This is a genomic window from Mesorhizobium sp. B1-1-7 (genome assembly GCF_006442705.1).
Lineage (GTDB): Bacteria > Pseudomonadota > Alphaproteobacteria > Rhizobiales > Rhizobiaceae > Mesorhizobium > Mesorhizobium opportunistum.
Map to the genome: position 1 here is coordinate 86223 of NZ_VFWQ01000019.1, position 26044 is coordinate 112266.

At 65.8% G+C, this 26044-nt stretch carries 26 protein-coding genes, 1 tRNA gene and 1 pseudogene; 9 read left to right on the top strand and 19 right to left on the bottom strand.

Annotated features, from left to right (window positions below; genetic code table 11):
• Window positions 1-28: 28 nt before the first annotated feature.
• A pseudogene (locus FJ978_RS27420) lies at window positions 29-1279 on the top strand (NAD(P)/FAD-dependent oxidoreductase); the annotation flags it as partial.
• Here FJ978_RS27420 and FJ978_RS27425 read toward each other — a convergent pair.
• Window positions 1242-1970 (bottom strand): glutathione S-transferase family protein, encoded by a 729-nt coding sequence (locus FJ978_RS27425; protein WP_140575666.1) that lies wholly within the window; start codon window positions 1968-1970, stop codon window positions 1242-1244. The pseudogene FJ978_RS27420 and the gene FJ978_RS27425 overlap by 38 nt on opposite strands.
• 98 nt (window positions 1971-2068) lie before the next feature.
• Here FJ978_RS27425 and FJ978_RS27430 point away from each other — a divergent pair, with 98 nt between their 5' ends.
• The 3 genes from FJ978_RS27430 (at window position 2069) to ilvC (ending at window position 4368) form a co-directional block, all read left to right on the top strand.
• Window positions 2069-2527 carry a MarR family winged helix-turn-helix transcriptional regulator gene (locus tag FJ978_RS27430; RefSeq protein WP_013894782.1) on the top strand — a complete coding sequence of 153 codons (459 nt, stop codon included), beginning with the start codon at window positions 2069-2071 and terminating at the stop codon, window positions 2525-2527.
• Window positions 2528-2670: 143 nt separating this feature from the next.
• On the top strand, window positions 2671-3330 hold the full coding sequence (locus FJ978_RS27435; protein WP_246678216.1) for a TetR/AcrR family transcriptional regulator: 660 nt from the start codon (window positions 2671-2673) through the stop codon (window positions 3328-3330).
• Between the two features lie 18 nt (window positions 3331-3348).
• Window positions 3349-4368, top strand: coding sequence for a ketol-acid reductoisomerase (gene ilvC / locus FJ978_RS27440; RefSeq protein WP_140575671.1), 1020 nt, complete (start codon window positions 3349-3351; stop codon window positions 4366-4368).
• A 179-nt stretch (window positions 4369-4547) separates the two neighbouring features.
• Here the strand turns inward: ilvC and FJ978_RS27445 are convergent, their stop codons facing one another.
• Window positions 4548-5102 carry a BA14K family protein gene (locus FJ978_RS27445; protein WP_140575674.1) on the bottom strand — a complete coding sequence of 185 codons (555 nt, stop codon included), beginning with the start codon at window positions 5100-5102 and terminating at the stop codon, window positions 4548-4550.
• A gap of 188 nt (window positions 5103-5290) precedes the next feature.
• Here FJ978_RS27445 and FJ978_RS27450 point away from each other — a divergent pair, with 188 nt between their 5' ends.
• Together FJ978_RS27450 and FJ978_RS27455 are read left to right on the top strand one after the other, a co-directional pair.
• Entirely contained in the window at window positions 5291-6406 is a 1116-nt protein-coding gene (locus tag FJ978_RS27450; protein WP_140575677.1) for an endonuclease/exonuclease/phosphatase family protein, read from the top strand.
• A 20-nt stretch (window positions 6407-6426) separates the two neighbouring features.
• Window positions 6427-7143, top strand: coding sequence for a hypothetical protein (locus tag FJ978_RS27455; protein WP_140575721.1), 717 nt, complete (start codon window positions 6427-6429; stop codon window positions 7141-7143).
• Here the strand turns inward: FJ978_RS27455 and FJ978_RS27460 are convergent.
• The 4 genes from FJ978_RS27460 to FJ978_RS27475 all read right to left on the bottom strand — a co-directional run bounded on the left by FJ978_RS27460 (window position 7140) and on the right by FJ978_RS27475 (window position 10730).
• Window positions 7140-7382 (bottom strand): hypothetical protein, encoded by a 243-nt coding sequence (locus tag FJ978_RS27460; RefSeq protein ID WP_013894787.1) that lies wholly within the window; start codon window positions 7380-7382, stop codon window positions 7140-7142. The two genes, FJ978_RS27455 and FJ978_RS27460, sit on opposite strands and share 4 nt — an antisense overlap.
• Before the next feature lie 125 nt (window positions 7383-7507).
• Window positions 7508-8725, bottom strand: coding sequence for an ABC transporter permease (locus FJ978_RS27465; RefSeq protein WP_013894788.1), 1218 nt, complete (start codon window positions 8723-8725; stop codon window positions 7508-7510).
• On the bottom strand, window positions 8726-9433 hold the full coding sequence (locus FJ978_RS27470; RefSeq protein ID WP_140575682.1) for an ABC transporter ATP-binding protein: 708 nt from the start codon (window positions 9431-9433) through the stop codon (window positions 8726-8728). It lies immediately after the preceding gene.
• Window positions 9434-9437: 4 nt separating this feature from the next.
• On the bottom strand, window positions 9438-10730 hold the full coding sequence (locus tag FJ978_RS27475) for an efflux RND transporter periplasmic adaptor subunit (RefSeq protein ID WP_140575684.1): 1293 nt from the start codon (window positions 10728-10730) through the stop codon (window positions 9438-9440).
• Window positions 10731-10831: 101 nt separating this feature from the next.
• On the opposite strand from FJ978_RS27475, the gene FJ978_RS27480 reads away from it, so the two are divergent.
• Together FJ978_RS27480 and FJ978_RS27485 are read left to right on the top strand one after the other, a co-directional pair.
• Complete coding sequence (locus FJ978_RS27480; protein ID WP_140575686.1) at window positions 10832-11740, top strand: PhzF family phenazine biosynthesis protein; 909 nt, start codon at window positions 10832-10834, stop codon at window positions 11738-11740.
• Window positions 11741-11846: 106 nt separating this feature from the next.
• A tRNA-Lys gene (locus FJ978_RS27485) sits at window positions 11847-11922 on the top strand.
• Window positions 11923-11998: 76 nt separating this feature from the next.
• Here the strand turns inward: FJ978_RS27485 and FJ978_RS27490 are convergent.
• The 8 genes from FJ978_RS27490 to cbiE all read right to left on the bottom strand — a co-directional run bounded on the left by FJ978_RS27490 (window position 11999) and on the right by cbiE (window position 18698).
• Window positions 11999-12268 carry a hypothetical protein gene (locus FJ978_RS27490; protein ID WP_140575689.1) on the bottom strand — a complete coding sequence of 90 codons (270 nt, stop codon included), beginning with the start codon at window positions 12266-12268 and terminating at the stop codon, window positions 11999-12001.
• Window positions 12269-12357: 89 nt separating this feature from the next.
• Window positions 12358-13368: a nicotinate-nucleotide--dimethylbenzimidazole phosphoribosyltransferase gene (gene cobT, locus FJ978_RS27495; protein ID WP_140575692.1), complete on the bottom strand. Its 1011-nt coding sequence runs from the start codon at window positions 13366-13368 to the stop codon at window positions 12358-12360.
• A 39-nt stretch (window positions 13369-13407) separates the two neighbouring features.
• A complete protein-coding gene (gene cobS / locus FJ978_RS27500; RefSeq protein WP_140575694.1) occupies window positions 13408-14184 on the bottom strand; it encodes an adenosylcobinamide-GDP ribazoletransferase in 777 nt (258 codons plus the stop codon).
• A gap of 3 nt (window positions 14185-14187) precedes the next feature.
• Window positions 14188-15501 (bottom strand): cobyrinate a,c-diamide synthase, encoded by a 1314-nt coding sequence (locus FJ978_RS27505; RefSeq protein WP_140575697.1) that lies wholly within the window; start codon window positions 15499-15501, stop codon window positions 14188-14190.
• Entirely contained in the window at window positions 15498-16316 is an 819-nt protein-coding gene (gene cobA, locus FJ978_RS27510; protein WP_140575700.1) for a uroporphyrinogen-III C-methyltransferase, read from the bottom strand. The genes FJ978_RS27505 and cobA overlap by 4 nt, the downstream gene beginning before the upstream one ends.
• Complete coding sequence (gene cobM / locus FJ978_RS27515; RefSeq protein ID WP_140575702.1) at window positions 16313-17077, bottom strand: precorrin-4 C(11)-methyltransferase; 765 nt, start codon at window positions 17075-17077, stop codon at window positions 16313-16315. Before cobM ends, cobA begins: the two co-directional genes overlap by 4 nt.
• On the bottom strand, window positions 17074-17460 hold the full coding sequence (locus tag FJ978_RS27520; RefSeq protein ID WP_140575724.1) for a cobalamin biosynthesis protein: 387 nt from the start codon (window positions 17458-17460) through the stop codon (window positions 17074-17076). Before FJ978_RS27520 ends, cobM begins: the two co-directional genes overlap by 4 nt.
• Window positions 17457-18698, bottom strand: coding sequence for a precorrin-6y C5,15-methyltransferase (decarboxylating) subunit CbiE (cbiE, locus tag FJ978_RS27525; protein ID WP_140575705.1), 1242 nt, complete (start codon window positions 18696-18698; stop codon window positions 17457-17459). The genes FJ978_RS27520 and cbiE overlap by 4 nt, the downstream gene beginning before the upstream one ends.
• 1 nt (window position 18699) lies before the next feature.
• Between cbiE and FJ978_RS27530 the strand changes: the two genes are divergently transcribed.
• Window positions 18700-19461: a cobalt-precorrin-6A reductase gene (locus tag FJ978_RS27530; RefSeq protein ID WP_140575726.1), complete on the top strand. Its 762-nt coding sequence runs from the start codon at window positions 18700-18702 to the stop codon at window positions 19459-19461.
• On the opposite strand, the gene FJ978_RS27535 is transcribed toward FJ978_RS27530, so the two are convergent.
• From FJ978_RS27535 to FJ978_RS27555, 5 genes are all read right to left on the bottom strand, one after another.
• On the bottom strand, window positions 19425-20189 hold the full coding sequence (locus FJ978_RS27535) for a precorrin-3B C(17)-methyltransferase (protein WP_140575708.1): 765 nt from the start codon (window positions 20187-20189) through the stop codon (window positions 19425-19427). The two genes, FJ978_RS27530 and FJ978_RS27535, sit on opposite strands and share 37 nt — an antisense overlap.
• Window positions 20186-20944 carry a precorrin-2 C(20)-methyltransferase gene (locus FJ978_RS27540; protein WP_140575710.1) on the bottom strand — a complete coding sequence of 253 codons (759 nt, stop codon included), beginning with the start codon at window positions 20942-20944 and terminating at the stop codon, window positions 20186-20188. Before FJ978_RS27540 ends, FJ978_RS27535 begins: the two co-directional genes overlap by 4 nt.
• Entirely contained in the window at window positions 20941-21573 is a 633-nt protein-coding gene (locus tag FJ978_RS27545; protein WP_140575713.1) for a precorrin-8X methylmutase, read from the bottom strand. The genes FJ978_RS27540 and FJ978_RS27545 overlap by 4 nt, the downstream gene beginning before the upstream one ends.
• Window positions 21574-21575: 2 nt before the next feature.
• Entirely contained in the window at window positions 21576-23069 is a 1494-nt protein-coding gene (gene cobG, locus FJ978_RS27550) for a precorrin-3B synthase (protein WP_140575716.1), read from the bottom strand.
• On the bottom strand, window positions 23066-26044 hold a 2979-nt coding region (locus FJ978_RS27555; protein ID WP_140575719.1), incomplete at its 5' end, for a cobaltochelatase subunit CobN. The genes FJ978_RS27555 and cobG, both read right to left, overlap by 4 nt.

The window sequence follows — 26044 nt, forward strand, 5'->3', positions numbered from 1 at the left end:
GACTTGATTTCATCCGGCCGCTGAAGGATTGTCCCGGCCAGATCGGCTTGGGGGCACTGGCATTTCCTACGATATCGCAATTGCAGGCGCCGGCCCGGCGGGGCTCGCCATGGCGCTCTATCTCAAGCGCACCGGGCACAGGGTCACCGTCTTCGAGCGCTTCGAGGAACCGAAACCGGTCGGCTCCGGGCTGATCCTGCAGCCGACCGGGTTGACCGTGTTGGCCGATCTCGGCCTGCTCGACGACATACTGGCGCTCGGCGCCCGCATCGACCGGCTGCATGGCGCCGACGCCTCGACTGGCCGCACCGTGCTCGATGTCCGCTACGATGCGCAGTGCGGCAGCCGTTTCGGCCTGGCGGTGCACCGGGCTGCCCTGTTCGGCGTGCTTTTCCGCGCCGCCCGGCGCGAGGCCATCGCTATCGAGACCGACGTCGAGATCGAGGCCGTGGAGGCCGGCGAACGGGCGACGCTGGTCTGTGGCAACGGACGAAGGGCAGGGCCGTTCGACCTGATCGTCGACGCCAGCGGCTCGCGCTCGAAACTGCGGCAATGCGCTGATAATGGAGGCGCGCCGCGGCCGCTCACCTATGGCGCGTTCTGGGCATCGCTCGGCTGGCGCGGCGAGGGCTTTGACGAGCACGCGCTTTCGCAGCGCTACGACAGAGCGAGCGTGATGATCGGCGTGCTGCCGATCGGCCGTCCGGAACCGGGTGGCGAAAAGATGGCGGCCTTCTTCTGGAGCCTGAAGCCTGATGATGCCGATGCGGTGCGCGCTCAGGGCCTGGACGCCTGGAAGGAGAGGGTGGTCCGGCTGTGGCCGCAAAGCCAGGCGTACATCAGCCAGATCGACAGTTTCGACCAGCTGTCGCTGGCCCGCTACAGCCATCACACGATGAAGCTTCCGGTTGGCCGGCGGCTGGCGATCATCGGCGATGCCGCGCATTCGACCAGCCCGCAGCTCGGACAAGGGGCCAACATGGCGTTGCTCGATGCGGCGGCGCTCAGCCATGCGCTGGCACAGACCGACAATGTCGAGGCGGCCCTCGAAGCCTATGCCAGGGCGCGGCGCTGGCATGTGCGTGTCTTCCAAGCGCTGTCGCTGGCGTTCACGCCGTTCTACCAGTCGGATTCCGTGGCGCTGCCGTTCATCCGTGACCGGCTGGTGGCGACCATCGCGAAAATCCCGCCGGCGCCGCAGTTCCTGGCGTCGATGGTGACCGGCACGGCGATCGATCCGTTCAAGCGGATCGGGCTGACCGAAGCGCGATGGGCGGATCGTTTCGATGGCTCGACAGAAATGAGCCCTTCGCCCGCAGGAAGGCATCCAGACGCTGCGGATAATCCGGTGCAACGGCGTCCCTGATGGAGGGGCGTTCGCTCAATGCCTTTCGCCAGGCCTGGACGCGTGGCTTGCCGTCCAGGATGCCGAAATCGCCGATCCGGTCGAAGGCGTCGAGATATCGGAAAACGGGGCCATGGACCGCATCGACGAGCGAGAAACAGTCGCCCGCAAACCATGGCCCATCCTGCCGGGCTTCGTCCGCCAGTTCGTCTTCAAGACGGCCAAACATGGCCGACAGCGTGCTGGTCTCGGCAAGGAAGCCGGCCTCGGTGGGGGCCGAATAGAAGCGGCCGATGGCGTTGAGGATGGCGGAGCCGAATTCGATCCAGGCACGATGCCGGGCGCGGGCATAGGGGTCAGCGGGGTGGAGGGGATTGGCCTGTGTCTCTTCGAGGAATTCGAGAATGACAGCCGACTCGAAGATTACCGTCTCCTCGCCATTCCGCGGCAAGCGCAGCAACGGAACCTTGCCGAGCGGCGAGATCGCCTTGAACCAGTGCGGCTTGTCGGCGAGGTCGATGTCGATCCGCTCGAACGGCGCGCCTTTTTCGGTCAGCGAGATCGCCGCGCGCTGGACGTAAGGACAGAGAAGGTGGCTGACGAGAATGAGTTTGTCGTGCTTCATGGATCTGTCTTTCAGAATTGATGCAGTTGCATCTATGTAGATGCGTGTGCATCGATCGTCAAGCTTGATGCACCTGCATCTATCGCCTAGTGTGGGCCATGACCGAGAACACCACGCCTTCGCCGGAAGCCATCAAGGCATGGGCTCGCCTGATGCGCGTTTCGCGCCAGCTGGTGGAGAGTGCCGAAGACGCGCTGAAGCAAGGCGGGCTGCCATCGCTCGACTGGTACGATGTGCTGCATGAACTCGCCGAGGCGGGCGAGGGTGGCTTGCGGCCGTTTCAGCTGATCGAGCGCACCCTTTTTGCGCAATACAACATCTCGCGGCTGCTGGCGCGGCTCGAAGCGGATCGGCTGGTCGAGAAACTGCCGGTGGCCGATGACGGCCGCGGCCAGACGATCCGCATCACGGCCAAGGGGCTGGAGATGCGCCGGCGGATGTGGGCCGTCTATGGCCGGTCGATCGCGGAACTGGTTGGCGCCAAACTCCGCGCGGATGAGCTGAACGCGCTGTCGGCACTGCTTGGCCGGCTGCGTCATCCGCCTGCCGGAGACTAACATATGCGATGCGTGGCATCGCAGGGACTTGCAGTTTTTTCTTTGTCCCCCTTGCGCCGAGGACCGGATTGCGCAATATGCCGAACCGTAACGTACGGTACGGCTGCCGGATTGGCGACCAGCCTTGCCGTTTGGGAATGATCGTGTTGCTAGCAAACGCCGACATCGAAACCAGCGAGACGCTGACGGAGCGGCAGAAGGCCGTTCTGGATGCGGCATTGCGGCTGTTGGTCGAGGAGGGCGATCAACTGACCATGACCGCCGTGGCCAGACGGGCAAGCTGTTCCAAGGAGACGCTCTACAAATGGTTTGGCGACCGCGACGGGTTGTTGACGGCGACCGTGCAGTGGCAGGCCTCCAAGGTGCGGGTAGCGCCGGTCGATGGCAGGGGGCTCGATCTTACCTCGCTGGCGGCAAGCCTCGAGCGTTTCGCTTCCGACTGGCTGAAAGTGATTTCGAGCGATACCTCGATAGCGCTCAATCGCGTCGCCGTCGGCCATGCCGGGTCAGGCAAGGACAACCTTGGTGCAGTGGTGCTGGACAATGGCCGCTTCGCGCTGGCCAAGCGGCTGAAGCCGGTGCTGGAGGCAGGCCGCCAGGCAGGGCTTCTGGATTTCGCGGATGCCGAGACGGCGTTTCGTACCTTTTTCGGGCTGGTCGCCCGCGACGTGCAGATCCGTCTCTTGCTCGGCGACCGGCTAGAATTGACTGAGGCGACGATCGGCGGCGATGCCGCGCGGGCGACGCAGCAGTTTCTCGCTCTTTTCGGAGCAAAAACCGGCCGCAAGGCCTTTGATTCATAAAACGGGAAGGAAGTAAAAATGCGCGTCTATTACGATCGTGATGCCGATCTCAACCTGATCAAGGGCAAGAAGGTCGCCATCATCGGCTATGGCAGCCAGGGCAGGGCGCATGCGCTCAACCTCAAGGATTCCGGCGCCAAGGAGATTGCCATCGGCCTCAAGGCCGGCTCGGCGACCGCCAAGAAGGTCGAGGCCGACGGGCTCAGGGTGATGAGCGTGGCGGACGCCGCCAAATGGGCCGACCTGATGATGATGGCGACGCCCGACGAATTGCAGGCCGACATCTACAAGAACGAGATCGCGCCGAACATCCGCGATGGTGCCGCGATCGCCTTCGCGCACGGCCTCAACGTGCATTTCGGCCTGATCGAGCCGAAGTCGACGGTCGACGTCGTCATGATCGCGCCGAAGGGCCCCGGCCATACCGTGCGCGGCGAATACCAGAAGGGCGGCGGCGTGCCGTGCCTGGTCGCCGTCAACCAGGACGCTTCGGGCAACGCGCTCGATCTCGCGCTCTCCTACGCCTGCGGCGTCGGCGGCGGCCGTTCGGGCATCATCGAGACCAATTTCCGCGAGGAATGCGAGACCGATCTGTTCGGCGAGCAGGTGGTGCTGTGCGGCGGCCTGGTCGAACTGATCCGTGCCGGTTTCGAAACGCTGGTGGAAGCCGGCTACGCGCCCGAAATGGCCTATTTCGAGTGCCTGCACGAGGTCAAGCTGATCGTCGACCTGATCTATGAAGGCGGCATCGCCAACATGAACTACTCGATCTCGAACACGGCCGAATGGGGCGAGTACGTCTCGGGCCCGCGCATCATCACCGCCGAGACCAAGGCCGAGATGAAGCGCGTGCTGAAGGACATCCAGACCGGCAAGTTCACCTCGGAATGGATGCAGGAATACCGCGCCGGCATGTCACGCTTCAAGGGCATCCGCCGCAACAACGACAGCCACCAGATCGAAGAAGTCGGCGCCAAGCTGCGCGCCATGATGCCGTGGATTTCGAAGAACAAACTGGTCGACAAGGCCAAGAACTGAGCGAAATCCACGTTCTTGCCTTTGCGTGTCCTCGGGCTTTGCCCTGCGGGCACGTGGGAGATCTCGAAGAACAAACTGGTCGACAAGGCCAGGAACTGAGGCATCCACGGTCGACGAGCAATGAACCAAAACGGCGCCACCTGGCGCCGTTTTCATTTCCGGATCGTTCCGGCCTCACCTCAGCTATAAGGCGAATAGCACTGCTGGCGCGGGCCGTTATAGGGCTGGAACGTGTTGTCCCAGGCGCGGTACGACCGGTACCTGTTGTAGCACCATTGCACGTGAGCGTTCGAAAGCCGTCCCGCGCGGTAATAGCGGCGCGGCGCCGGCCTATAATAATCGTAGTTGTTGTAGTTGTTGTACATGCTGCCAAGGCCGAGCCCCAAGCCGAGGCCCAGGACCGCAGCGGCGCCGTCGTCATAATAGCCGCCGTGATAGTGGCGGCGGCCGTGACGCCAGCGCCAATTGTCGCCGCCGTTCCAATTGCCCCCGTTCCAGTGCCGGTTTCCATTCCAGTGGCCCGACCGGCGCCATCTCCAGTCGTTGTTGAACGAGCGGTTGTTGCCGCCCGCCCAGCTGTCGCGTACCGGAGTGACCGCAGGTGCTGCCGTGCTGGCGGGAACCGACAGGTTCGGCTGAAGGATCGGACCGGCGGCGGACGGCGCCGTGATGCCGGAGACAATTCCGAGCGCTATCAGCCCGGATTTCATGGCGGAAGAAAAGAGCGAATTCATTGCACTCTCCAAGAGACACAGGCCCCACGCCTACCCTGGAATGGGCCTACTGTGGATGTTTGCATCTGAACGGCGGATGAACGGAAAGGTTCCGTCAACCATGGCGCGAACACCGCAGGACCAATCGATCTCCGCTTGTGGTCCCTGCGATCTTGTTTTCTGGCGCACTTGCGGGCAAAGGTCGGAGCATGTCGCTGCGCCTTGCCACCTTCAATGTCGAGAACCTGATGAACAGGTTCGATTTTTCCGGTTATCGCAATCAACTCAACGAGGACCGGACGCTGGCGCTGTTCGATATCCAGAGCGAGGCCGAATACAAGATGCTGGAGCAGGCCCGGGCGATCGCCCAGTCCGACGACATGCGCCAGCTCACGGCGCTGGCGATCGCCGCCACCCGCGCCGATATCATCTGCATGCAGGAGGTCGACAACATCGAGGCGCTGAAGGCCTTCGAATACGGCTATCTGTTCAAGATGGTGGGGCAGGGCTACCGCCAGAAATACACCACGTCGGGCAATGATTCGCGCGGCATTGATGTCGCCATCATGATGCGCAACGAGACCGCGCAGGGCCAGCCGATCGAATTCGTGCGCATGACCAGCCACGCCCATGTCACCTACGAGCAGTTCGGGCTGTATACGCCGGAACTGGCGGCCCTCGGCAACCAGGCCAATGAACGCGTCTTCCGGCGTGACTGCCTGGAAATCGATATCACCGTGGGCGGCGTGCCGCTGACGCTCTATCTCGTGCACTTCAAGTCGATGGGCTCGCCGCGCAACGGCCTCGACGGGCGCGAGGCGACGATGCCGGTGCGGATCGCCGAGGCGCAAGCGGTGCGCCGGATCATAGAGCAGCGTTTCGGCGCGGATCATGCGGCCGACAAGCGGTGGGCGATCTGCGGCGACATGAACGATTACCGCCAGCGCGTGAAGATCGCCGGCGATGAATTCGACGGCTACCGTTTCGAGGTGGTCGACGAGGCCCAGTCCTGCATCGACGTGCTGACGGCGGGCGGCTTCAGTGAAAACGTCGTCGAACGGCGGCCGGAAATGAACCGCTGGACCTTCTACCACACACGCGGCCCCGAGGAGCGGCATCTCTGCCAGCTCGACTATATCCTGCTTTCGAAAGGGCTGGCGGCGAAGAATGCCACCGCCGTTCCCGACATCATCCGCAACGGCCAGCCCTGGCGCACGATCTTTCCCGCGGGCCAGGAAGTCGAGCGTTTCCCGCGCGCCGGCTGGGACCGGCCGAAGGCGTCCGACCATTGCCCTGTGGCGATCACGCTGGATATTGTGCGGTGAGCAGGATCGGGCCTGAACGGATGTGTTTCGATCTGCCGCGCAATGTCATCCTGCCGGTCGATGCCGTCGAGGTCCGGCTCGATCCCGGCCCGCACCCTTTCGCGCTGGAAAACGCCGACGCTATTGCCGAGAACTGGCAGCGTGAGATCGCGGCCAATCCGGCGCTGTTCGACGGCACGGTCGTGCTTTTGTCGCAACTTGCCTGGCGCGACAACCGGCTCGTCGGCCGCTGTCATGCGATCAACTACTCCACCTTCATGCTTTGGCGTAAGCAGCGCGAGAATTCCGGCGCCGAGCATGCCTACGCCCATGCCATGCTGGTGGCCGGCGACAATGCGCTGGTGGCAATCCGCATGGGTCCACGCACGGTCAGCGCAGGCCGCGTCTATTTTGCCGCCGGATCGTTCGAGCCGATCGACTTTCGCGAAGGTCTGGTCGACGTCGATTTCAACATGATGCGCGAGGTGCGCGAGGAAACCGGTCTCGACCTGTCGGCTGCCAGGCGCGGCGTGCGTTATCATGCCCTTTCGACGGCAAGCGGCACGGTGATCTTCCGCCGCTATCACGTGACGGCACCGGCCGATGAGATCGCGCGGCGAATCTCAGCCTTCGTCGCCAGCGAGACCGATCCGGAGATCGAGGCGCCGGTCATCATCCGACATGCCGCCGACCTGCCGGAGGGGCTGTCGCCGCACATGAAGCCGCTGATCGAGTGGCATTTTTCCGGCGAAGGTTAAGGGCGCGTCTTGCCCTGCGCCGCCTTGCGATCGTTTTTGGCTGCGACGAAGAACAAGATAAAGCCGATACCCAGCAAGCCGCCCATCGCCATGCCCATGGTCTGGCCGACGACTGCCTGGAAATCCGAGGTGACGCGATCGGGATTGGCCATGCCGTAGCGGGCGAGATACCACCAGATGCCGGCCAGGGCGGCTTCGATGATGACCATCACCAGGATCAGTCGTGACTTCTTGCTCATGCGTCATTCCTCAACCAGGGATGTCCTGGCCTAACATTGCGCGCCGCCTGGCGGGAGAGGGGGAAACGTCGAAGGTTGTGCAAAACCAGATCGAAGCGCCGGACACGTTTTCCGATTGGGATTGCCTATTCGTGCCGGAGCGCGTCGATCGGGTCGAGCCTGGCGCCGCGCAGGGCCGGGAAGAAGCCGAACACCATGCCGATCAGCGCCGAAAAGCCGACGGCGAGCAGGATGACCGCCGGGCTTGGCGCGAAGGGGATGGTCAGCGTCGCCGAGGCGAGGCCGGCCAGCGCCAGGCCGATCAGGATGCCGATGATGCCGCCGAGCAGCGACAGCACCGTCGCCTCGACCAGGAACTGGATGAGGATGTGCTTCTCATGCGCGCCGATGGCGAGCCTGATGCCGATCTCGCGGGTGCGTTCGGTGACCGAGACCAGCATGATGTTCATGATGCCGATGCCGCCGACCAAAAGGCTGACGCCGGCCACCGCGCCCAGCATGCCGGTCATGGTGGTGGTGGCGCTGGCCATGGCGTCGGCGATCTGGGTCATGTCGCGGATGCCGAAATCGCTCTCGCGGTCGGGGGTGATGCGGCGTGCGTCGCGCAAGATGTCCTCGACGCGCGGCTGCAGTTCCGTGGTCGGCGTGCGGTCGTCCGCGGCGATGTAGATGTTGTCGATGTCTCGGTTGCCGGCGATGCGGCGCTGATAGGCATGCAGCGGCATCAGCACGACATTGTCCTGGTCCTGGCCGAAGCCGGTATAGCCCTTGGGTTCGAGCAGGCCGATGATCTTGCAGGAGGTGCGGTTGACGCGGATGATCTCGCCCTCGGGATCGCCGGCGCCGAAGAATTGCTGGCGCACCGTCTCGCCGATCAGACAGACGCCGGTGCCGGAACGGGTTTCGGAATCGCTGAACGGCCGGCCTGACACCAGCTTCCAGTCGCGTGCGTCGAGATAGGCGCTGTCGGTCCCGGTGACGCCGGAGGTCAGGCTCTCGGTGCCGAAGATGACGCGCACCTGTTTCTGCGAGGCCGGCGAGATGGCGCGAGCGCCGCTGAGATGCGCCACAAGCGCCGCCACGTCCTTCTCGGCCAGCGGCCGCACCGCCTGGTCGAGCCCGCCGGGGGCGCCGGGACCGGCGGGCCGCCCGGCGCGAACGACCAGCAAATTGCTGCCGAGCTTGGAGATGTCAGCCTTGACCTTCTGCGTGGTGCCTGAGCCGATGGTCAGCATGGCAATGACGGCGGCGACGCCGATAACGATGCCGAGCAGCGTCAGGAACGAGCGCAGCACATTGCGGCGGATCGAGCGCAGCGAGAGGCGGACGGTTTCCCAGATCAATTACGCCGTCTCCAGATTCATGGTGTCTGAGGCGACATGCCCATCGAGGAAGCGGATGGTGCGCTCGGCATATTCTGCGACATCGGCCTCGTGGGTGACCATGGCGATGGTCAGGCCAAGATCCTTGTTCAGCCGCGTCAGCAACTCCATGATTTCGTGCGTGCGGGCGGTGTCGAGGTTGCCGGTCGGCTCGTCGGCGACAAGCAGCGTCGGCCTGGTGACGATGGCGCGCGCGATCGCCACGCGCTGCTGCTGGCCGCCCGACAGTTCGGCCGGCGTGTGATGCTCGCGGCCGACGAGGCCGACCTCGGCCAGCGCCTGCATGGCGAGGTCGCGGCGCTCACGGGCGGCCACGCCGCGATAGATCAGCGGCAGTTCGACGTTTTCGGCCGCGGTGGTTCGCGCCAGCAGATTGTAGCCCTGGAAAACGAAGCCGACATAGAGGTTGCGCAGCATGGCGCGGCGGTTGCGGTCGAGCCGGCCGGCGTCGATGCCCATGAACGAATAGGTTCCGGCGGTCGGCGTGTCGAGGCAGCCGATGATGTTCATCGCCGTCGACTTGCCCGAACCGGACGGTCCCATGATGGCGACGAATTCACTGCTGCGGATCGCGAGATCGACACCGGCCAACGCATGCACCTTGGCCTCACCCTGGCCATAGCTCTTCCAGACCTTGTCGAAGGTGATGAGGGCAGCACCGGCGGCCACGGCCTCAGCTCCGCTGCTGCGAGGCGGTGATGACCTGCGCGCCTTCCTCCAGGCCGGAGGTGATCTCGGTCAGTTCGCCATCGGTCGAGCCGATCTTCACGTTGACGGGATGCGGCCGGCCGTTCTCCAGCACGTAGAGCGTGCGCGAGCCATCGGTGGGGGCCGTCGCTGCCTGGCGCTGGCGATTGCCGCCTGGGCGGCCCATGCGGCCGGTGAACAGGTCGCTGAAACTCCAGGGTCGCGCGGCCTGCTGCGCCGGGCGATAGCGGAAGGCGCCGGCGGGCACGGTGAGCACATCCTTGGCCTGGCGGGTGACGACCGAAACCGTGGCGGTCATGCCGGGACGCAGCAGCAGTTCGGAATTGTCGACCTCGAGCCGCGCATTGTAGGTGACGACGCCGTCGGTGGTGACCGAGGCATAGGAGATGTCGCGGATTTCGGCGTCGAACGGCCGGTCCGGGAAGGCGTCGACCGTGAAGCGTGCATGCTGGCCCGGCTTGACGGCGCCGATGTCGGCTTCGTCGACCGCCGCCACCAGCTCCATGTTCCTCAAATCGGCGGCGATGATGAACAGCACCGGCGCCTGCAGCGAGGAGGCGACGGTCTGGCCGGGATCGACCGAACGCGTCAGCACGATGCCGTCGATCGGCGCGTAGATGGTGCTGTTGGCAAGGTCGGTCTGCTGCGATTTCAGATCGGCATTGGCGATGGCGAGATTGGCCTCGGCGCTGTCGAGCGCCGCCTTGGAGCGGTCGCGCGTCGCGGTCGCCGCCTCGAGCGACTGGTCTGTCGCCATGCCGCGCTTGGTCAAGGCCGCCGCACGCACCAGCGCGCTTTCATTCTCGGCAAGCGTTACCCTGGCGTCCTCGACATTGGCCGCCGCCGCCTTGGCGGACGCTTCAGCCCGTTCGATCTGGACCTGCAGCTTGGCGGTATCGAGGGCCGCAAGCACGTCGCCCTTCTTCACTTGCTGGTTCTCGTTGACCGAAACCGAGCGTATGATGCCGGAGAGCTGGCTGGAAATGTCGACCTGGGTAAGCGGCTGCAGCGTGCCGGTGGCGGACACCTGGACAGTGAGGTCGGCCTTGGCGGCCGGTACGGTGGTGTAGTCGATCTTGGCCGGCGTGCCGGCATACCATTGGTAGAGGCCAAGACCGGCGGCAAGCACGATCAGGGTCAGCAGCGCATAGAGCCAGCCACGCCGGCGCGTCTTGCGCAGACCTTGTCGGTCGAGCCCGAGCGCCGTCTCGATGGCGGAATCCGATTCCGTCTTTGGCAGATTGACAATCTGGTCCACGCCGGACCCCTATGAAGCGCAATGTCCCTGTCTGCGTACAGATCAGGCTTGATGGTTCAAATATCAAATTAAATTTCGCCCATGTTTGGATTGAGGCAGGAATGCAAACCCGGAATTACTTGCTTTACGATGTGTTCACGACCGAGCGACTGGCCGGCAATCCGCTGGCCGTGGTGTTGGATTGCAAAGGTCTGGACACGGCGGCGATGCAGGCCATCGCGCGCGAGTTCAACCTGTCCGAATCGGTCTTTGTGCTGCCGCCGGACAATCCCAAGCATAAAAACCGCATCCGTATCTTCACGCCGGACTATGAAATGCCGTTCGCCGGCCACCCGACGGTGGGGTCGGCAATCGCGCTGGCCGAACTTGCCGGCGAGGGCGGGGCCGGCATCTTCGTGCTGGAGGAAAACATCGGCCCGGTGCGCTGCGCCGTCAGCAGGCACGATGGCCAGACCTTCGCCGAGTTCGACCTGGCGAAACTGCCGGAGCCGCTGAAGCTCGAAGCCGATCCGGAGGCGATCGGTGCCGCCCTTGGCCTGACGCCGCATGAGATCGGCTTCGAGAATCACCGCGTTGGGTTCTGGTCGGCGGGCGTACCCTATGTGACCATCCCGGTCGCCAATCTCGAAGCGGCGGGCCGCATCCGGCTGGACAACCAGGCGTGGTCGGAGCTGGCGCCGCGCAAGAGCGACTGGGCCTTCGCCAGCCCCTATGTCTACTGCCGCGAGACGGTGAACCATGAAAGCGCGTTCCATGTGCGCATGATCGTGCCCGGCACGCCTTCCTACGAAGATCCGGCGACCGGCTCGGCGGCGGCCGCCTTCGCCGGCGCCATCATGCATTTCGATGGCCCGACGGACGGGGTTTCGCAGCTGTGGATAGAGCAGGGGCTGGAGATGGGCCGGCCGTCGCGCATCCGCCTCGAACTCACCGTGCAAGGCGGAAAACTGGCCTCCGCGCGCATCGGCGGTAACGCCGTCAAGGTGGCGGAAGGCAAGCTTTTCGTCTGATTGCGATGGGCTGAAAGCGATTTGTCGGGAAATGACTCCGGCAGGGCTGGACATGACGGATGGTGGCGGCTATATGCCCGCCAACGCCGGTTTTTGCCGGCCGAGTGGGTGCGTAGCTCAGTTGGTAGAGCAGCTGACTCTTAATCAGCGGGTCCACAGTTCAATCCTGTGCGCACCCACCAAATTCCTAGAAGACTTGGTGGAAAGACCCTGAAGGCGGGAAACCGATGCGGCTCATCCAAGGTGAGCCATCGGCGTTCAAAGGCGATTATTGCCGCGCCCAAAAACGCGGCCCAGAAACCTGCCGAATCGAAAAGCGATGCCATCGTTCACGCTTTGATGTCCGTCGACGTCACTGCCGGCCTTTCCTCCCGAAAAATCGCTGATGAGCCACCAGAAGAAAATCAGGAAAAGAACAAGAATCCCGGTGTCGATTGGGCCGTAGGTGGAGTATCCGCTGCGCCAAAGCACACCAGCACACATTGCAGCGATGGTTGCAGCAGCAGCGACTGGATGTAGCTTTTTCATCCTAAAACTCTATTGGAGAATCGCCGGGAACGAAAGCTGCCGTCCTGTGGGGGCAGCCCTGTCGGCCGCACCCACCGGAAATCCCCTGATTACTTCTCCGACACACCAGCCTCGGCAAAGCTCGCCATCCGCGCGTGGCACTCCAGCGCCGAGCGGACGATGTTGACGGCGAGGCAAGCGCCGGAACCTTCGCCGAGCCGCATGCCGAGGTCGAGCAGCGGCGGCAGGCCGAGCGCTTCGAGCAGGCCGCGATGGCCGGATTCGGCCGAGACATGGGCGGCGATCGTGTGTGCCAGACCGGTCGGATGCAGCTTTGCCAGCGGGGCCGCCGCGGCGGTGCAGACGAAGCCGTCGAGCAGCACGGGTATGCCGAGATGGCGGGCTGCCAGAGTGGCGCCGAAGATGGCGGCGAGTTCGCGCCCGCCGAGCGTTGCGGCAACGCCCAGCGGATCGGCAAGAGCGGCGGCGTGACGCTTCAGGCCGGCCTCGATGGCGACCACCTTGCGCTTCAGGCCGGCATCGTCGACGCCGGTGCCGCGTCCGGTCCATTTTTCCGCACCGCCGCCGAACAGAGCAGCTGAAATGGCGGCGGCCGGCGTGGTGTTGCCGATCCCCATCTCGCCGAAGCAGATCAGGTCCAAATCCTTCGTCACCGCGTCATGGCCGGCCGACACGGCGGCGAGAAACGCCTTTTCGTCCAGTGCCGGCACTTGCGTGAAATCGCCGGTCGGATGGTCGAGGTCGAGCGGGATGACATCGAGTTCGGCGCCGGCAATGCGGGCAAGCTGGTTGATGGCGGCACCGCCGCCGGCGAAATTCGCCACCATCTGCACGGTGACTTCCGAAGGGTAGGCCGACACACCCTGCGCGGTGACGCCATGATTGCCGGCGAAGACGAAAACCTTCACCCGGTCGAGCCTGGGCATGTCGCGCCCCTGCCAGCGCGCCAGCCATGCCGCGATGGTTTCCAACCGGCCGAGGCTGCCCTGGGGCTTGGTCAGCGTGTCCTGGCGGCGGGCGACCGCATCGGCGGCCGCATCGCTGCCGGCGGGCAGGTCGCGGCAGGCCGCGCGCAGTTCATCGAGGGATTTGAAGGACATGGGGGAAAAATCTCCAAAAGGGAATCAAGCCAAGGGAAATCAAGAGAGAGCGACGGAAGCGACGAGCAGCACCGCGATTTCGCTCACCTGCTGCAAGGCGCCGATCGTGTCGCCGGTCTGGCCATCGATCTGGTTGAGGCAAAGGGCGTGGAAGGCGGCAAACAGCAGGGCAAGCAGGATGAGCGCGGCGATGGCGCCGCCGATCCCGAGCAGGAAGAGCGGGATGGCGCCGAGCACGGCGCCGGCGATTGCCGTTTCCCGCGAGACGGTGCCGGCGCCGACTGAGAGGCCGTCGTCGCGGGCCGGGGGCAAGATGTGCATGAAGGCGCCGAGCACGCCACGCGAGGCCGTGTGCGCGGCAATGAGGGCGAAGAGCGCCTGTGTCGGGTCGACGAGTTCGGAGAGTGCGCTCCAGCGGATCAGCAGTGACAGGGCCAGCGCCATGGCGCCGTAAGCGCCGATGCGGCTGTCGCGCATGATCTCGAGTTTGCGGCCGCGCGACTTGCCGCCGCCAAAACCGTCGGCGACATCGGACAGCCCGTCTTCATGCAGGCAGCCGGTGGTGACCACCGTTGCGACCAGCGCAAGCGCCGCCGCCGGGCCCATGGCAAGGCCAAACCGTTCCGCCGTGGCGAAGACGATCGCGCCGATCAGGCCGACGACGACGCCGGCGACGGGCGCCGCCCAGATCGCGGCGGCAAGGCCGCGGCCGCGAAAATCGAACACGGGCAGCGGCAGCCTGGTGAAGAAGACCAGGCAGAGCGCGATGTCGCCGGGGATTTGCCGGGGCGAGAAGGTCAAGTTGGGGAGCTTCATGGCCTAACCCCTCGCAATGGCATGGAAGAAGGTGCCACTGACATGGCCGCGCCGATAGCCCGAAGCGCCGATCGGATTGCCCAGGCCGTCGGCGAGGTCGGCCAGCGGGTCGTCATTGCCGGTGGCAGTCATCTGCGCATAGTGGAATTCGTGGCCCCGGATCAGCGCTCCTTGTGAGCCCAACGGACAATCCGCACGCAGCCGCGCCTCGCGATAGCCGAGGTTCATCTTGCGTTTGGCGAAGCTGGTGGAATGACCGAGCAGGCCAAGCATGCGATGCGTTTGGCCCGAAGCATCCTCGAGCGCCTCGCCGAGCACCATGAAGCCACCGCACTCGCCATGGATGGGCTTTCTTGCAGCGAAGCGGGTTATCCCAGTTTTGAAAGTATCCGCTGCTGCCAGGCGACCGGCATGGAGCTCCGGATAGCCGCCGGGCAGCCAACAGACATCGCAGCTGTCGTCAGGCGCTTCATCGGCAAGCGGCGAGAACGGGACGATCTCGGCGCCGGCCTTGCGCCAGTAGGCCACCACATGCGGGTAGAGGAAGGTGAAGGCGGCATCTTCCGCCAGCGCGATGCGTTGGCCGGGCGGCTGGAGCGCGTCTTCAAAGCCGCCGGTTGTCGGGGCGAGGGGCGTTGCCAGCCTCATCACGGCGTCGAGGTCGAGCGATTTCTCCGCCATGTCGGCCAGCCGGTCGAGATGCGCCATCAAGTCATCATATTCGCCGGCCTGGACGAGGCCGAGATGGCGTTCTGGCAAATTGAGTGTGGGATCGCGCAGGATGGCGCCGACGACGGGCAGGCCGATGGCCTCGATGGCGTCGCCGGACAGCCGCCGGTGGCGCTCGCTGCCCAGCCGGTTGAGCACGACGCCGGCCATGCGCACGTCGGGATCGTAGGTGGCGAACCCCTTGGCGACAGCCGCCGCCGTGGTCGACTGACCGGACACGTCGAGCACCAGCAGCACCGGCAGGCCGTAGAGCCGGGCAAGATCCGCCGCCGAGCCGGTGCGGCCCGGCGCGGCCGGAATGCCGTCGAACAGGCCCATGGCGCTTTCGAGGATGACGAAGTCCGTATCGTCTGCCTGTTGCGCGGCGAGCGCGTTGAGCAGCGATGCCGGCATCGCCCAGCTGTCGAGGTTGATGCCGGACAGGCCGGTGGCGGCAGTGTGAAAGCCGGGATCGATATAATCAGGGCCGGATTTGGCGCCGCGCACTTTGACCCCACGCCGGGTGAGCGCGCGCAGGATGCCGATGGTGACGCTGGTCTTGCCGGAGCCGGAGCGCGGCGCACCGATGATGATGGCCCGTGCCGTCATGCCCCGCCCGCCAGTGCCGCGCGCATGGCGACGATGCCGCCGACGACGATCAGCGCCGGCGAGACGAGCCCGGCGGCGGCCGCTTGCTCGGCGATGGTGGCGAGCGTAGCGACGACGGTTCGCTCCTGCGGCGTGGTGGCGGCGACGATCACCGCCGCCGGTGTCGACGGCGCCAGCCCGCCATCGAGCAGTGCCGCTGCGATCAGGGGCAGATTGGCCATGCCCATATAGACGACGACAGGCTGGCCGGTGCGGGCGATCGCCGCCCAGTCGATGTCGTCATCGGTGCCGGCCGCGTGGCCGGTCGCCAGGATCACAGCCTTGTTGATGCCGCGCATGGTGGCCGGGATGCCGGTAGCTGTCAGTGCGCTGAGGCCCGATGTCAGGCCGGGCAGGACGCGGAAGGGAATGCCTTCACGGGCGAGTGCCAGGGCTTCTTCACCGCCGCGACCGAAAATATAGGGATCGCCGCCCTTCAGCCTGATAACGCGGCGGCCTTCGCGGGCCAGCCGCACCAGCAGTGCGGTGATGTCGTCCTGCTTCATCGACGGTTTTCCGCCGCGCTTGCCGGCAAAGAACAGCTCGGCATTTTCGGCAACCGCGACGACATCAGGCGAGACCAGCGCGTCGTAGACCAGCGCATCCGCTTCGGCCAGTGCCGCCAGCACTTCCAAGGTCAGGCAGCCGGGATCTCCGGGGCCGGCGCCGGCCAGCCAGACATGGCCCGGATCAAGCGGGCGCGGCTTGAAGTTCAGACGCGACAAGGCCTGTTCGAGCGTGGCGTTGCCGCCCTTGTTTTTGCTGGTGCCGCTCACAATCCGTCCCGTCCGCGAAAACGCCGCTGGTAATGGGCGTCGTAAAGAGAACTCTCGCCAAACCCTTCCGCTGCAAGCGAGCGGCCGACGAAGATGATCGCCGTGCGCTCCATCGGATCGGCCGCAAGCTGTGCCTCGATCGTTTCCAGCGTTCCCGTCAGCACGCGCTCATCTGGCCAGGAAGCGCGGAAGACGATCGCCACCGGGCAATCATCGCCATAGTGCGGCGCCAGCTCGGCGACGACGCGGTCGATGGCGTGGATGGCCAGATGAATGGCCAGCGTGGCGCCGGTGCGGCCGAAGCCGGCCAGCGTTTCGCCCGGCGGCATTTTCGAGGCACGGCCGGAGATTCGGGTCAGCACCAGGCTTTGGGCAACTTCGGGAATGGTCAATTCGCGGCGAAGGGTGGCGGCAGCGGCAGCGAAGGAGGGCACGCCCGGCGTCAGCGTGTAGGGGATGCCGTGCCTTTCCAGCCGGCGGATCTGCTCGGCAACCGCACTCCACACCGACAGGTCGCCGGAATGCAGGCGGGCGACGTCGTGGCCGGCCCTGTGGGCATCGAGATAAGCGGCTTCGATCTCGTCGAGCGACATCGGCGCGGTGTCGATCAATTTCGTTCCCGGCGCACAGTGCTGCAGCAATTCGGGCGCGACGATCGAGCCGGCATGGAGGCAGACCGGGCAGCTTGCCAGCAGTTTGGCGCCGCGCAGCGTGATCAGGTCGGCGGCGCCAGGACCGGCGCCGATGAAATGAACGGTCATGGCGCGTCTCCGCTGATGGCGATGGCGCAGGTGACGGGGCCAAGCACCGTGCGGGGGCCGAGCAGCCTGGCGCCTTTGCCGGCCACCGCAAGGGCCGATGCTTCGGAAACCGATGGCGTGCCGGCCAGATCCTGCGACAGATCGGAATGGCTGAGCGTGTCCGTCGATACGGCCTGAAGCGCTGGGTCATCGACGATGATGACGGGAAGGTTCAGCGCGCGGCCGGCGGCGGCGATCGCGTCTTCATCTTTCTTCAGCGTGGCGGTCGCCAGCGCGGAAAGCGCCGTCAGCGCCAGCCCATGCGTTTCCAGCGCGGTTTCGATCGCCGCAAGCACGTCTTCAACGTTCACGCCTTTTCGGCTGCCGATGCCCGCGACGATCATGGCTTCACCCAGCTCCATTGGGTGACCGGCATGGCCGGACGCCAGGCCTGCATCGAGCCGACCGGCGAAGCGCGCGAAATGGCGATGCGCGTGAGATCGCCGCCCAGTTTTATGTGCTGGGCGAGAAGCAGGGTCTCCATCTCCAATGTCACCGCATTGGCGACGAGCCGGCCGCCGGGGCGCAGCGCCTTGATGGCGGCGGCCAACACGCCGGAGTCGCTGCCGCCGCCACCGATGAAGATGGCGTCGGGCGTGTCCAGTTTGGCAAGCGCCCTGGGCGCGCTGCCTTCCACCACGACGAGGCCGGGAACGCCACAGGCAGCGGCGTTATGGGCGATGCGAGCGGCGCGGATGGGGTCGGCTTCGATGGCAATCGTGCGCATCAGGGGGTGGGCGAGCATCCATTCGATGCCGATGGAGCCCGAACCGGCGCCGATGTCCCACAGCAGTTCGCCGCGCCTTGGCGCCAGCGCCGACAGGGTGATGGCGCGGATTTCGCGCTTGGTGATCTGGCCGTCATGGTCGAACAAATGATCGGCAAGGCCAACCGTGAGCGGCAGCACGCGGGCTTGTGGACTAGAATCAATTTCGATAGCCAAAACGTTGAGTGGATTGATGTTTTCGATGTCGAAGGCATCGGCGCGGGCGGAGCGCTGGGTCTCCTTCGGACCGCCCAGCGCCTCCAAAACCGTCAGCCGCGAGGCGCCAAAATCGAGTTCGGTGAGCAGGTGCGCAATTGCGGCCGGTGCGTCGCCATCGGATGTCAGCGCCAGAATGCGCGCGTTGGGTTGCAGCATGGGGCGGATCAGGTCGATCGAGTGGCCATGCAGCGAGACGGTCTCGATCTCCTGCAGCGCCCAGCCAAGGCGGGCGGCTGCCAGCGAAACGGCTGACGGAGCGGGGATGACATGCATCTCACGCGCTTTGACCTTGCGGGCGAGGGTGGCGCCGACTCCATGGAAAAAGGGATCGCCGGAGGCGAGCACGCAGACGTTTCTGCCGGCAAGCGCCAGCACATCGCGCATCTCCGGATCGAAAGGAACCGGCCAGGGACGGGGTTCGCCCTTGGCGAAGGAAGCGACCAGCGCCAGATGCCGCTTGCCGCCGAAGATGATTTCCGCCCCGGCAATCCGCTGCTTGGCCTCGTCGCCGAGACCCGCTAAACCGTCCTCGCCGATGCCGACGATGGTGAGCCACCTCGCGTTGAGCTTGGCGCCGCGCGGACCCTCAACAGGCATGATGACCCACCGCATTCTGATCCTTGGCGGCACGACGGAGGCCCGGCAACTCGCCGGGAAGCTGGTCGCGCGCGCTTCGGTCACGCTGTCGCTGGCCGGCCGCACCGAGAGCCCGGTGGCGCAAGGGGTGCCGGTGCGAAGCGGAGGATTTGGCGGCGCCGACGGGCTGGCCGCCTATCTCGGGGAGACGCGCACCGATCTGCTGATCGACGCCACGCATCCCTACGCGGCGCGAATCTCCGCCAACGCCGCGCAAGCCGCGCGTGTGGCCGGCGTGCCGATCCTTGCCTTGCGCCGTCCGGGTTGGGAACGGGTAGAAGGCGACCGCTGGACGCTGGTCGATACGGTTGATGATGCCGTGCAAGTGCTGGGAGCGGCGCCGCGCCGCGTGTTCCTGGCGCTGGGCCGGCAAGAGGTCGGTGCCTTCGACGCCGCGCCCCAGCACCATTATCTCATTCGCAGTGTCGATCCGGTCGAACCGAAGCTGGCGGTTCCCCATGCTGACTATCTGCTGGCGCGCGGGCCGTTCCGGGAGGACGACGAGCGCGCCCTGCTCGAAACGCTTCGTATCGAAATTGTCGTGTCCAAGAACAGCGGCGGTGCGGCCACCTACGGCAAGATCGCCGCGGCGCGGGCGCTGGGCGTCGACGTGGTCATGGTCCAAAGGCCTGATCTGCCGGATGTTCCCTCGGCTGAAACCGTCGAAGTGCTGGCCGCGATGATCGATCATTTTGTCGGGCCCGCTGCCGAACGCGGTGTGTAGACCAGCGCCGGCTTGTCGCCGCGCTTGATGATCCGGGTTTCCTGAGAGCCGATGATGATGCAGGTCGCCATGTCGGCCTTCTCAGCCTCGACATCGGCCAGCAAATAGACCTCGATGCGCTCGTCCGGGCGGCCGGCGGCGCGGCCGAAAATGACCGGCGTGGTGCCGGGCAGGATGGCGGTCAGGCACTCGAAGGCGCGGCCAAGCTGCCAGGGGCGCGCCTTGCTGATCGGGTTGTAGAGCGCGATGACGAAGCCCGCGCCGGCGGCTGCCAATAGGCGCAGCTCGATCAATTCCCATGGCTTCAGATTGTCGGACAGCGAGATGGCGCAGAAATCATGGCCGAGCGGTGCGCCGATGCGGGCGGCGACCGCCAGCATGGCGGTGATGCCGGGAACGACCGCAACATCGACGGCGCGCCATTCGGCCGGGCCGGCCTCGATCGCCTCGCAGACGGCGGCCGCCATGGCGAACACGCCGGGGTCTCCACCGGAGACCACCGCAACGTCATGGCCTTCCGCGGCCTTGATCAGGGCATCCTTGGAGCGGGCGAGTTCCTCGCGATTGTCGGAGGCGACGCGGGTCTGGTCGGGGCGAAGCTCCAGCCGGTCGAGATAGGGCTTGTAGCCATAGAAGAATTTCGCTTGCGCCACAGCACGGCTGGCTTCCGGCGTGACCTGGTCGGCATTGCCGGGGCCGAGGCCGATGACGGTGAGGCGGCCGCTCATGTCTGCGCTCCCAGCGCACCGGGCCTGCCGGACCAGCCGGCCACCAGCACGATGGCGAAATAGGGCGCCTTGTCGTCCTGTTTGTCGGCGAGCCTCATCGAAACGCTGCCGGCCATGGTGCCACGCTCGACATAGACGGCGCGCGTCAGCTTGCCGGTCGCCTCCAGCGCGCGCCTGATCTTGGGCAGGTTGCGGCCGACCTTCATGATCACGGCGGCATCGGTGTCGGCGAGCCGGCGACTCAGTTCGAACTCGCTCATCGTGCCCGGCAGCACGGTCAGCACGTCATCGCCCTGGACGATCGGAACACCGGTCTGCGACCAGCAGCCGGACATGGCGGTGATACCGGGAATGACTTCGGTCGGGAAGCGATGGGCAAGCCTCACATGCAGGTGCATGTAGGAGCCGTAGAACAGCGGGTCGCCTTCGGACAGCACGGCAACCATCCTGCCGGATTCGAGGTGCCTGGCCACCGCCTCGGCGGACTCTTCGTAGAAAGTCGTGATCTGCGACCGGTAGTCGTCGTGATCCTTGTCGATCTCGGTGGTCACGGGATAGAGCAGGGGCAGTTCCGTCATGTCCGGACGGAAGCGCGTTTCAACGATGGCGCGCGCGTTGCTGTTGTTGCCGCGTTTGGCGAAATAGGCCACCACGTCGGCCTCGGCCAAGGCCCGCGCGGCCTTCAGCGTCAACAGCTCGGGGTCGCCGGGACCGGTGCCGACGCCGACGAGACGGCCTTTTGCAATAGCGTTCACAGGCCGGGCCTCGCCAATGAATTGAGCGCGGCGGCGGTCATGGCGCTGCCGCCGAGCCGGCCGCGCACGATGGCGTAGGGCACGCCATAGGAATTTTCGGCCAGCGCGTCCTTGGATTCGGCCGCACCGACAAAGCCGACCGGCATGCCGATGATGGCGGCCGGCTTGGGCGCGCCGTCGCGCAGTTTCTCCAGGAGATAGAATAGTGCCGTCGGCGCGTTGCCGATGGCGACGACGGAGCCCGCCATGCGCTCGCCCCACAGGTCTATTGCCGCGGCCGAGCGGGTGTTGCCGATTTCCCTGGCGATGTCGTGCGTGCGCGGGTCGCGCAATGTGCAGATCACCTCGTTGCCGGCCGGCAGCCGGGCGCGGGTGACACCGTGCGAGACCATCTGCGCGTCGCAGAAGATCGGCACGCCGGCCGCTAAAGCGGTGCGGGCGGCGGCAACGAAATCGGGGGAGAAAACGAAATGGCTTGATGCCTCGACCTGGCCGCAAGCATGGATCATGCGGATTGCGACATCGGCCTCGGCTTCCGAGAAGCGAGAAAGGTCGGCCTCGGCGCGAATGATGGCGAAGGAGCGCTCGTAGATCGCCGTGCCGTCGTGGATGTAGTCGTAGGCGGCCATGTTCATTTCCGTTTTTTGGTTTGGGCCTGTCGGTAAGCCTCGGCGATGCCGGCCGGCCCGAGCCTTGTCAGGCAAGCGGCGGCTGTTTCGCCCGGATATCGTGCGCTGCGGATCACCGCGGCGACGCGACTGAAACCACGCGCGGCGTCATAGCCCGGCCTGTACCCGGCAGGAAGGGCCTTTGCCGTCGCGTTCACGACAAGTCCGGCTCCATTTTCGCCGCCGACGATCGTCAGCGCCGCCGGGCCGGGATGCGCGCAGCCCTTGGCGCAGCCGGAAATGTGCACCGTGAAGTCGAGGATGTCGGCGTTTTCGGCGGCGATCGTCCCGGCTATGTCGCGCGTGGCGATGCGGCCGGAAGCACAGGCCGGGGTGCCGGGGCAAGCCGCGATGCGCGTGCGGGGGTCGGTGGGGGAGGTGACGAAGCCGAGGGCGGCGGCTGTGTCTTGAAGGGGCTGGTTGGCGACCGGTGGCTGGCCGAGGAAGAGCAAAGCGCGGCCTGGGGCGAGGCGGATTTCGGTGGTGCCGAGGGAGAGGGCGCTTTGGGCGAGGGCGATGATTTTATCCGCCGGCATGCTGCCGTAGGGGAGGGCTATGCCGAGGGTGAAAATGTCGCCGGCCAAAGGGAAAAGGCCGATAGGTTTGCGCGAGGCGCCCCCCTCTGTCCTGCCGGACATCTCCCCCTCTAGGGGGGAGATTACGCTGTCACCGATGGTTTCGCCAATCTCCGGTCTTGTTAAGGAAAAGCCGGCGCCCGAACTGCCAATCTCCCCCCTTGAGGGGGAGATGTCCGGCAGGACAGAGGGGGGCGCCTCGCGCAAACTTGTCAAGCATAGCCAACCTGCCAGAGACACCAACTGTCGATCCGACAAATCCCGTGTGTGAGCCTCACGGCCTTTCTCGGCGACCATTCTCAGCGCAGCGACGGCTATGTCTCTCGCAGCATTTGCATCGACCTTTGCCAATACCTTCGCGTTTCGGCCGTCGCCCGCAATCAATACGCTCCAAACGATGTCGTTGTCGGCTCGCACCGCCTTCAGCCGCACATCAGGTGTCACTGCATCCATCGACAGCTGCCCGCCGCCGTCCACGATGACCGAAACCTTCGGCCCCAGCCGTTGCGTCAACCCAGCCTCATCGACCGCCACCCTGATCCGCTCAGCCATAGGCCGCGGATCGGCGATCTCCTGCGGATCGATGCCCGCCAGCGGTCCCGTCTCGACCGGCACGCCTGTGCGCACCGCAATGCCCAGCGTATCGACTTCCGCCGCCAGCAGCGCGGCGCTATCCGTGGTCAGCCCGCGTATTTGCAGGCTGCCGCGCGCGGTCACCTCCATGATGCCGTTGCCGTGCCGCAGGGCGGTTTCGGCCAGGGCGATCAACAGCTTCGGCGATAGGCCTCCGGCAACCGGGTTGAGCCGCACCAATAGCCCGTCGCCGGTCTGCATCGGCGCCGACAGAGCCGGGCAGGCGCCACGGCGCGTGAAGGCGTTCATGCCGCCACCTCGAGTGCTTCCGCCTCGGCAATCAGCGCCGCGAGGTCGTCGTCGATCGAGTTGCGCAGGGGATGCCAGAGGCCACGGCGCCGTGCCGAGAGAAAACGCTCGGCAATGACTTTCGCGGCGGCTGGGTTTTCGCGCAGGATGAAGGCGCGAACTTCGGCGTCGCCGAGATAGGCGTCGTGCACGGCCTCGATCAGCGCGCCCGATATGGCATGGGTGGTCTCGGCAAAGCCGACCAGCCGGTCGACCGTCTCGGCGAATTCGGAGGCGCCGCGCGGGCCGTGGCGCATCTGGCCGGCGATGAAACGCGCATTGACGGCGCGGGCGCGCACCACCCGCGACACGGCCTCACCAACCGAGCGTGGCTTCGGCTTTTGCGGATCCGTGGTGTCGAGCACGATGACGTCGGCATTCCTGCCGAGCGCCGCGAGTGCGGCCGAAAAGCCGCCGATGAAGGCGACGTCGGCCGAACCTTCGAGGATGTCGCGGCCGGGGTCGTCGCCGGTGTGGACGAGAAGGTCGGCCTCGGCGATACGGCCCTCGAAAGCGCCGGGTGCCGAGATGCCTTCGCCGCCGGCGCCGCCATAGGCATGCGAGGTGGCGTCGAGATAGGCGCGGCCGATCTCCTCGCGCGCGCCCCAGTCGCCGCTCGACAGCAGATCCTCCACGCCGGCGCCGTAGGTGCCGGGCGAGGTGCCGAAGATGCGCGGGCTGATCTTGCCCTCAATGCGGGTTTTGGCTGCGAGCGGGTTTTCCGCATCCTCCTCGTCGCGGGCCGCGACGGCACTGGCGGCGGCATCGATCAGCGCGATCTGGGTTGGGAACATGTCGCGGAACAGGCCCGATATGCGCCAGGTGACGTCGACGCGTGGCCTGCCGAGCGTGGCCGGCGGCAGCACTTCGATGCCGGTGATGCGGCCGGTGGCAGCATCCCATTGCGGGCGGCAGCCCATCAACGCCAGACCTTGCGCAATCTCTTCGCCGCCGGTCCGCAACGAGGCCGAGCCCCAGAGGTCGATGACCAGCGAGCGCGGCCAGTCGCCATGCGACTGCATGTAGCCGCGCACCACTTCTTCCGCCGCCGCCTTGCCCAGATCATAGGCGGTCGGCGTCGGCATGGTGCGCGGATCCGACGTGAACAGGTTACGGCCGGTGGGCAGCACGTCGGAACGGCCCCGCGCCGGCGCGCCGGCCGGACCGGCCCTGACATGGCGGCCATCGAGCGCGGCGAGCAGCGCCGCCTTCTCGGCCTCGGCACTTCGGCGGCGCATGGGGTCGGGCTCGTCCTCGGGCGCACGGCCATAGACATGCAACCCGTCCTTGATGGCAAAATCCTTGAGATCGCAAAGCCAGGCGTCGATGCGGCGCAGCGCCTCGTCGGGCGCATCGGTCCTGGCGACGCCGGCTTCCGAGGCGAGGCCGGTTTTCTGTGCGGTGTCGACGATCAGCTTGGCTAGACGATCGCGGCGGCGGCGGTCGAGGCCATCGGCCTGGGCGTATTCGTCGACCAGCCGTTCGAGCTTGTGCTGGTTTTCGTCGAGCCCGGCACCGGTCAGCGGCGGCGGCAGATGGCCAAGCGTGACGGCGGCGATGCGCCGCTTGGCCTGCGCTGCCTCGCCGGGGTTGGAGACGATGAAGGGATAGATGACGGGCAGCGGACCGGTGACGATCTCGGGAAAGCAGTCTTGCGAAAGCGCGACGGTTTTGCCCGGCAGCCATTCCAGCGTGCCATGGGCGCCGACATGGATGAGGGCATGGACGCCGAGCGACTTGCGCAGCCAGAGGCCAAAGGCGAGGAGCGCATGGCGGGGCGGGAGCGTCGGATCGTGATAGTCGGCGCGGCGGTCGGCGGAGCGGCCGCGATCGGGGGCGAGGGCGACCGTGATGTTGCCGAAGGTGGCGGCGCGGAAGCGGAAGTGGGTCGAGGTCGGAGCTTGAACACCCCCCTCTGTCCTGCCGGACATCTCCCCCGCAAGGGGGGAGATTACCCCCTCATCTTTGTCTTCGCCAATCTCCAACGTTGCAAGAGTGGCCCCAGCGTTGAAACTTCCGATCTCCCCCCTTGCGGGGGAGATGTCCGGCAGGACAGAGGGGGGTGCCTCGCGCAAACCTTCGGCTTTTCCCCATGCAGCCTCTACCGCGGCAATTGCCGCTATTGGCAGGCTCTTCGAGAAGTCCAGATACTCCTCCAGCCCCAGCCCATCCTTGCTGCGCTCCAGCAAACCCAGCAACTCACGCGGCGTCTCCGGAATCCCCTCGACTCCATAACCCTGCTCCTTCAGGTCGTGCAGCATGGCCAGCACGCTGGACGGCACGTCGAGGCCGACGGCATAGCCGGTGCGGCCGGGGGCGCTTGGATAATCCGGGATGAGGATGGCCAGTTTGCGCTCGGCGCAGGGCGTCTGCTGCAGCTTGATGAAAGCCGCAACGCGGTCCGCGACTTGGGCGACGCGATCCGGTTCCGGCCGGTTGGCGAAAGCGCGATGACCAAGCGCCGGATCGACATCGCTCTCGCCCTTGAAGGAAATGGGGCCGGCCAGGATGCGGCCGTCGAGTTCGGGCAGCACGACATGCATGGCAAGGTCGGCGGGCGCCAGGCCGCGCTGGTTATTTTCCCACACGTCGCGGCGGGTGGTGGCGACGATGACCTGGAAGACGGGCACGCCGGCGCGGTCGAACAGGGTTTCGACGCCGGGTTCGGCGCCGGAGGCAAAGGCGGTCGCGGCGATGATGGCGGCAGGTTTCAGCGTGGCGAGCGCGGTTTCCACGAAGGCCAGGGATGCCGGGTCCTTGAGGCTGGAGACGAAGATCGGGACGGGGAGCATATTGCGCTGCCGTAGTGCTTCGAAAAGCGCGTTGATGGGGGCTATGTCGGCGGCGAGCAGCATGGAGCGGTAGAAGAGGATCGGGATGACTGGCGTGGCGTTTCCCTCCCCCTCGAGGGGAGGGTCCGGCCGCAGGCCGGGGGT

Coding starts and splice junctions, on each gene's coding strand:
- FJ978_RS27425 (WP_140575666.1), bottom strand. CDS start 1,970: ATGAAGCACGACAAACTCATTCTCGTCAGCCACCTTCTCTGTCCTTAC.
- FJ978_RS27430 (WP_013894782.1), top strand. CDS start 2,069: ATGACCGAGAACACCACGCCTTCGCCGGAAGCCATCAAGGCATGGGCT.
- ilvC (WP_140575671.1), top strand. CDS start 3,349: ATGCGCGTCTATTACGATCGTGATGCCGATCTCAACCTGATCAAGGGC.
- FJ978_RS27445 (WP_140575674.1), bottom strand. CDS start 5,102: ATGAATTCGCTCTTTTCTTCCGCCATGAAATCCGGGCTGATAGCGCTC.
- FJ978_RS27450 (WP_140575677.1), top strand. CDS start 5,291: ATGTCGCTGCGCCTTGCCACCTTCAATGTCGAGAACCTGATGAACAGG.
- FJ978_RS27455 (WP_140575721.1), top strand. CDS start 6,427: ATGTGTTTCGATCTGCCGCGCAATGTCATCCTGCCGGTCGATGCCGTC.
- FJ978_RS27460 (WP_013894787.1), bottom strand. CDS start 7,382: ATGAGCAAGAAGTCACGACTGATCCTGGTGATGGTCATCATCGAAGCC.
- FJ978_RS27480 (WP_140575686.1), top strand. CDS start 10,832: ATGCAAACCCGGAATTACTTGCTTTACGATGTGTTCACGACCGAGCGA.
- FJ978_RS27490 (WP_140575689.1), bottom strand. CDS start 12,268: ATGAAAAAGCTACATCCAGTCGCTGCTGCTGCAACCATCGCTGCAATG.
- cobT (WP_140575692.1), bottom strand. CDS start 13,368: ATGTCCTTCAAATCCCTCGATGAACTGCGCGCGGCCTGCCGCGACCTG.
- cobS (WP_140575694.1), bottom strand. CDS start 14,184: ATGAAGCTCCCCAACTTGACCTTCTCGCCCCGGCAAATCCCCGGCGAC.
- FJ978_RS27505 (WP_140575697.1), bottom strand. CDS start 15,501: ATGACGGCACGGGCCATCATCATCGGTGCGCCGCGCTCCGGCTCCGGC.
- cobM (WP_140575702.1), bottom strand. CDS start 17,077: ATGACCGTTCATTTCATCGGCGCCGGTCCTGGCGCCGCCGACCTGATC.
- FJ978_RS27520 (WP_140575724.1), bottom strand. CDS start 17,460: ATGATCGTCGCGGGCATCGGCAGCCGAAAAGGCGTGAACGTTGAAGAC.
- cbiE (WP_140575705.1), bottom strand. CDS start 18,698: ATGCCTGTTGAGGGTCCGCGCGGCGCCAAGCTCAACGCGAGGTGGCTC.
- FJ978_RS27530 (WP_140575726.1), top strand. CDS start 18,700: ATGACCCACCGCATTCTGATCCTTGGCGGCACGACGGAGGCCCGGCAA.
- FJ978_RS27535 (WP_140575708.1), bottom strand. CDS start 20,189: ATGAGCGGCCGCCTCACCGTCATCGGCCTCGGCCCCGGCAATGCCGAC.
- FJ978_RS27545 (WP_140575713.1), bottom strand. CDS start 21,573: ATGGCCGCCTACGACTACATCCACGACGGCACGGCGATCTACGAGCGC.
- cobG (WP_140575716.1), bottom strand. CDS start 23,069: ATGAACGCCTTCACGCGCCGTGGCGCCTGCCCGGCTCTGTCGGCGCCG.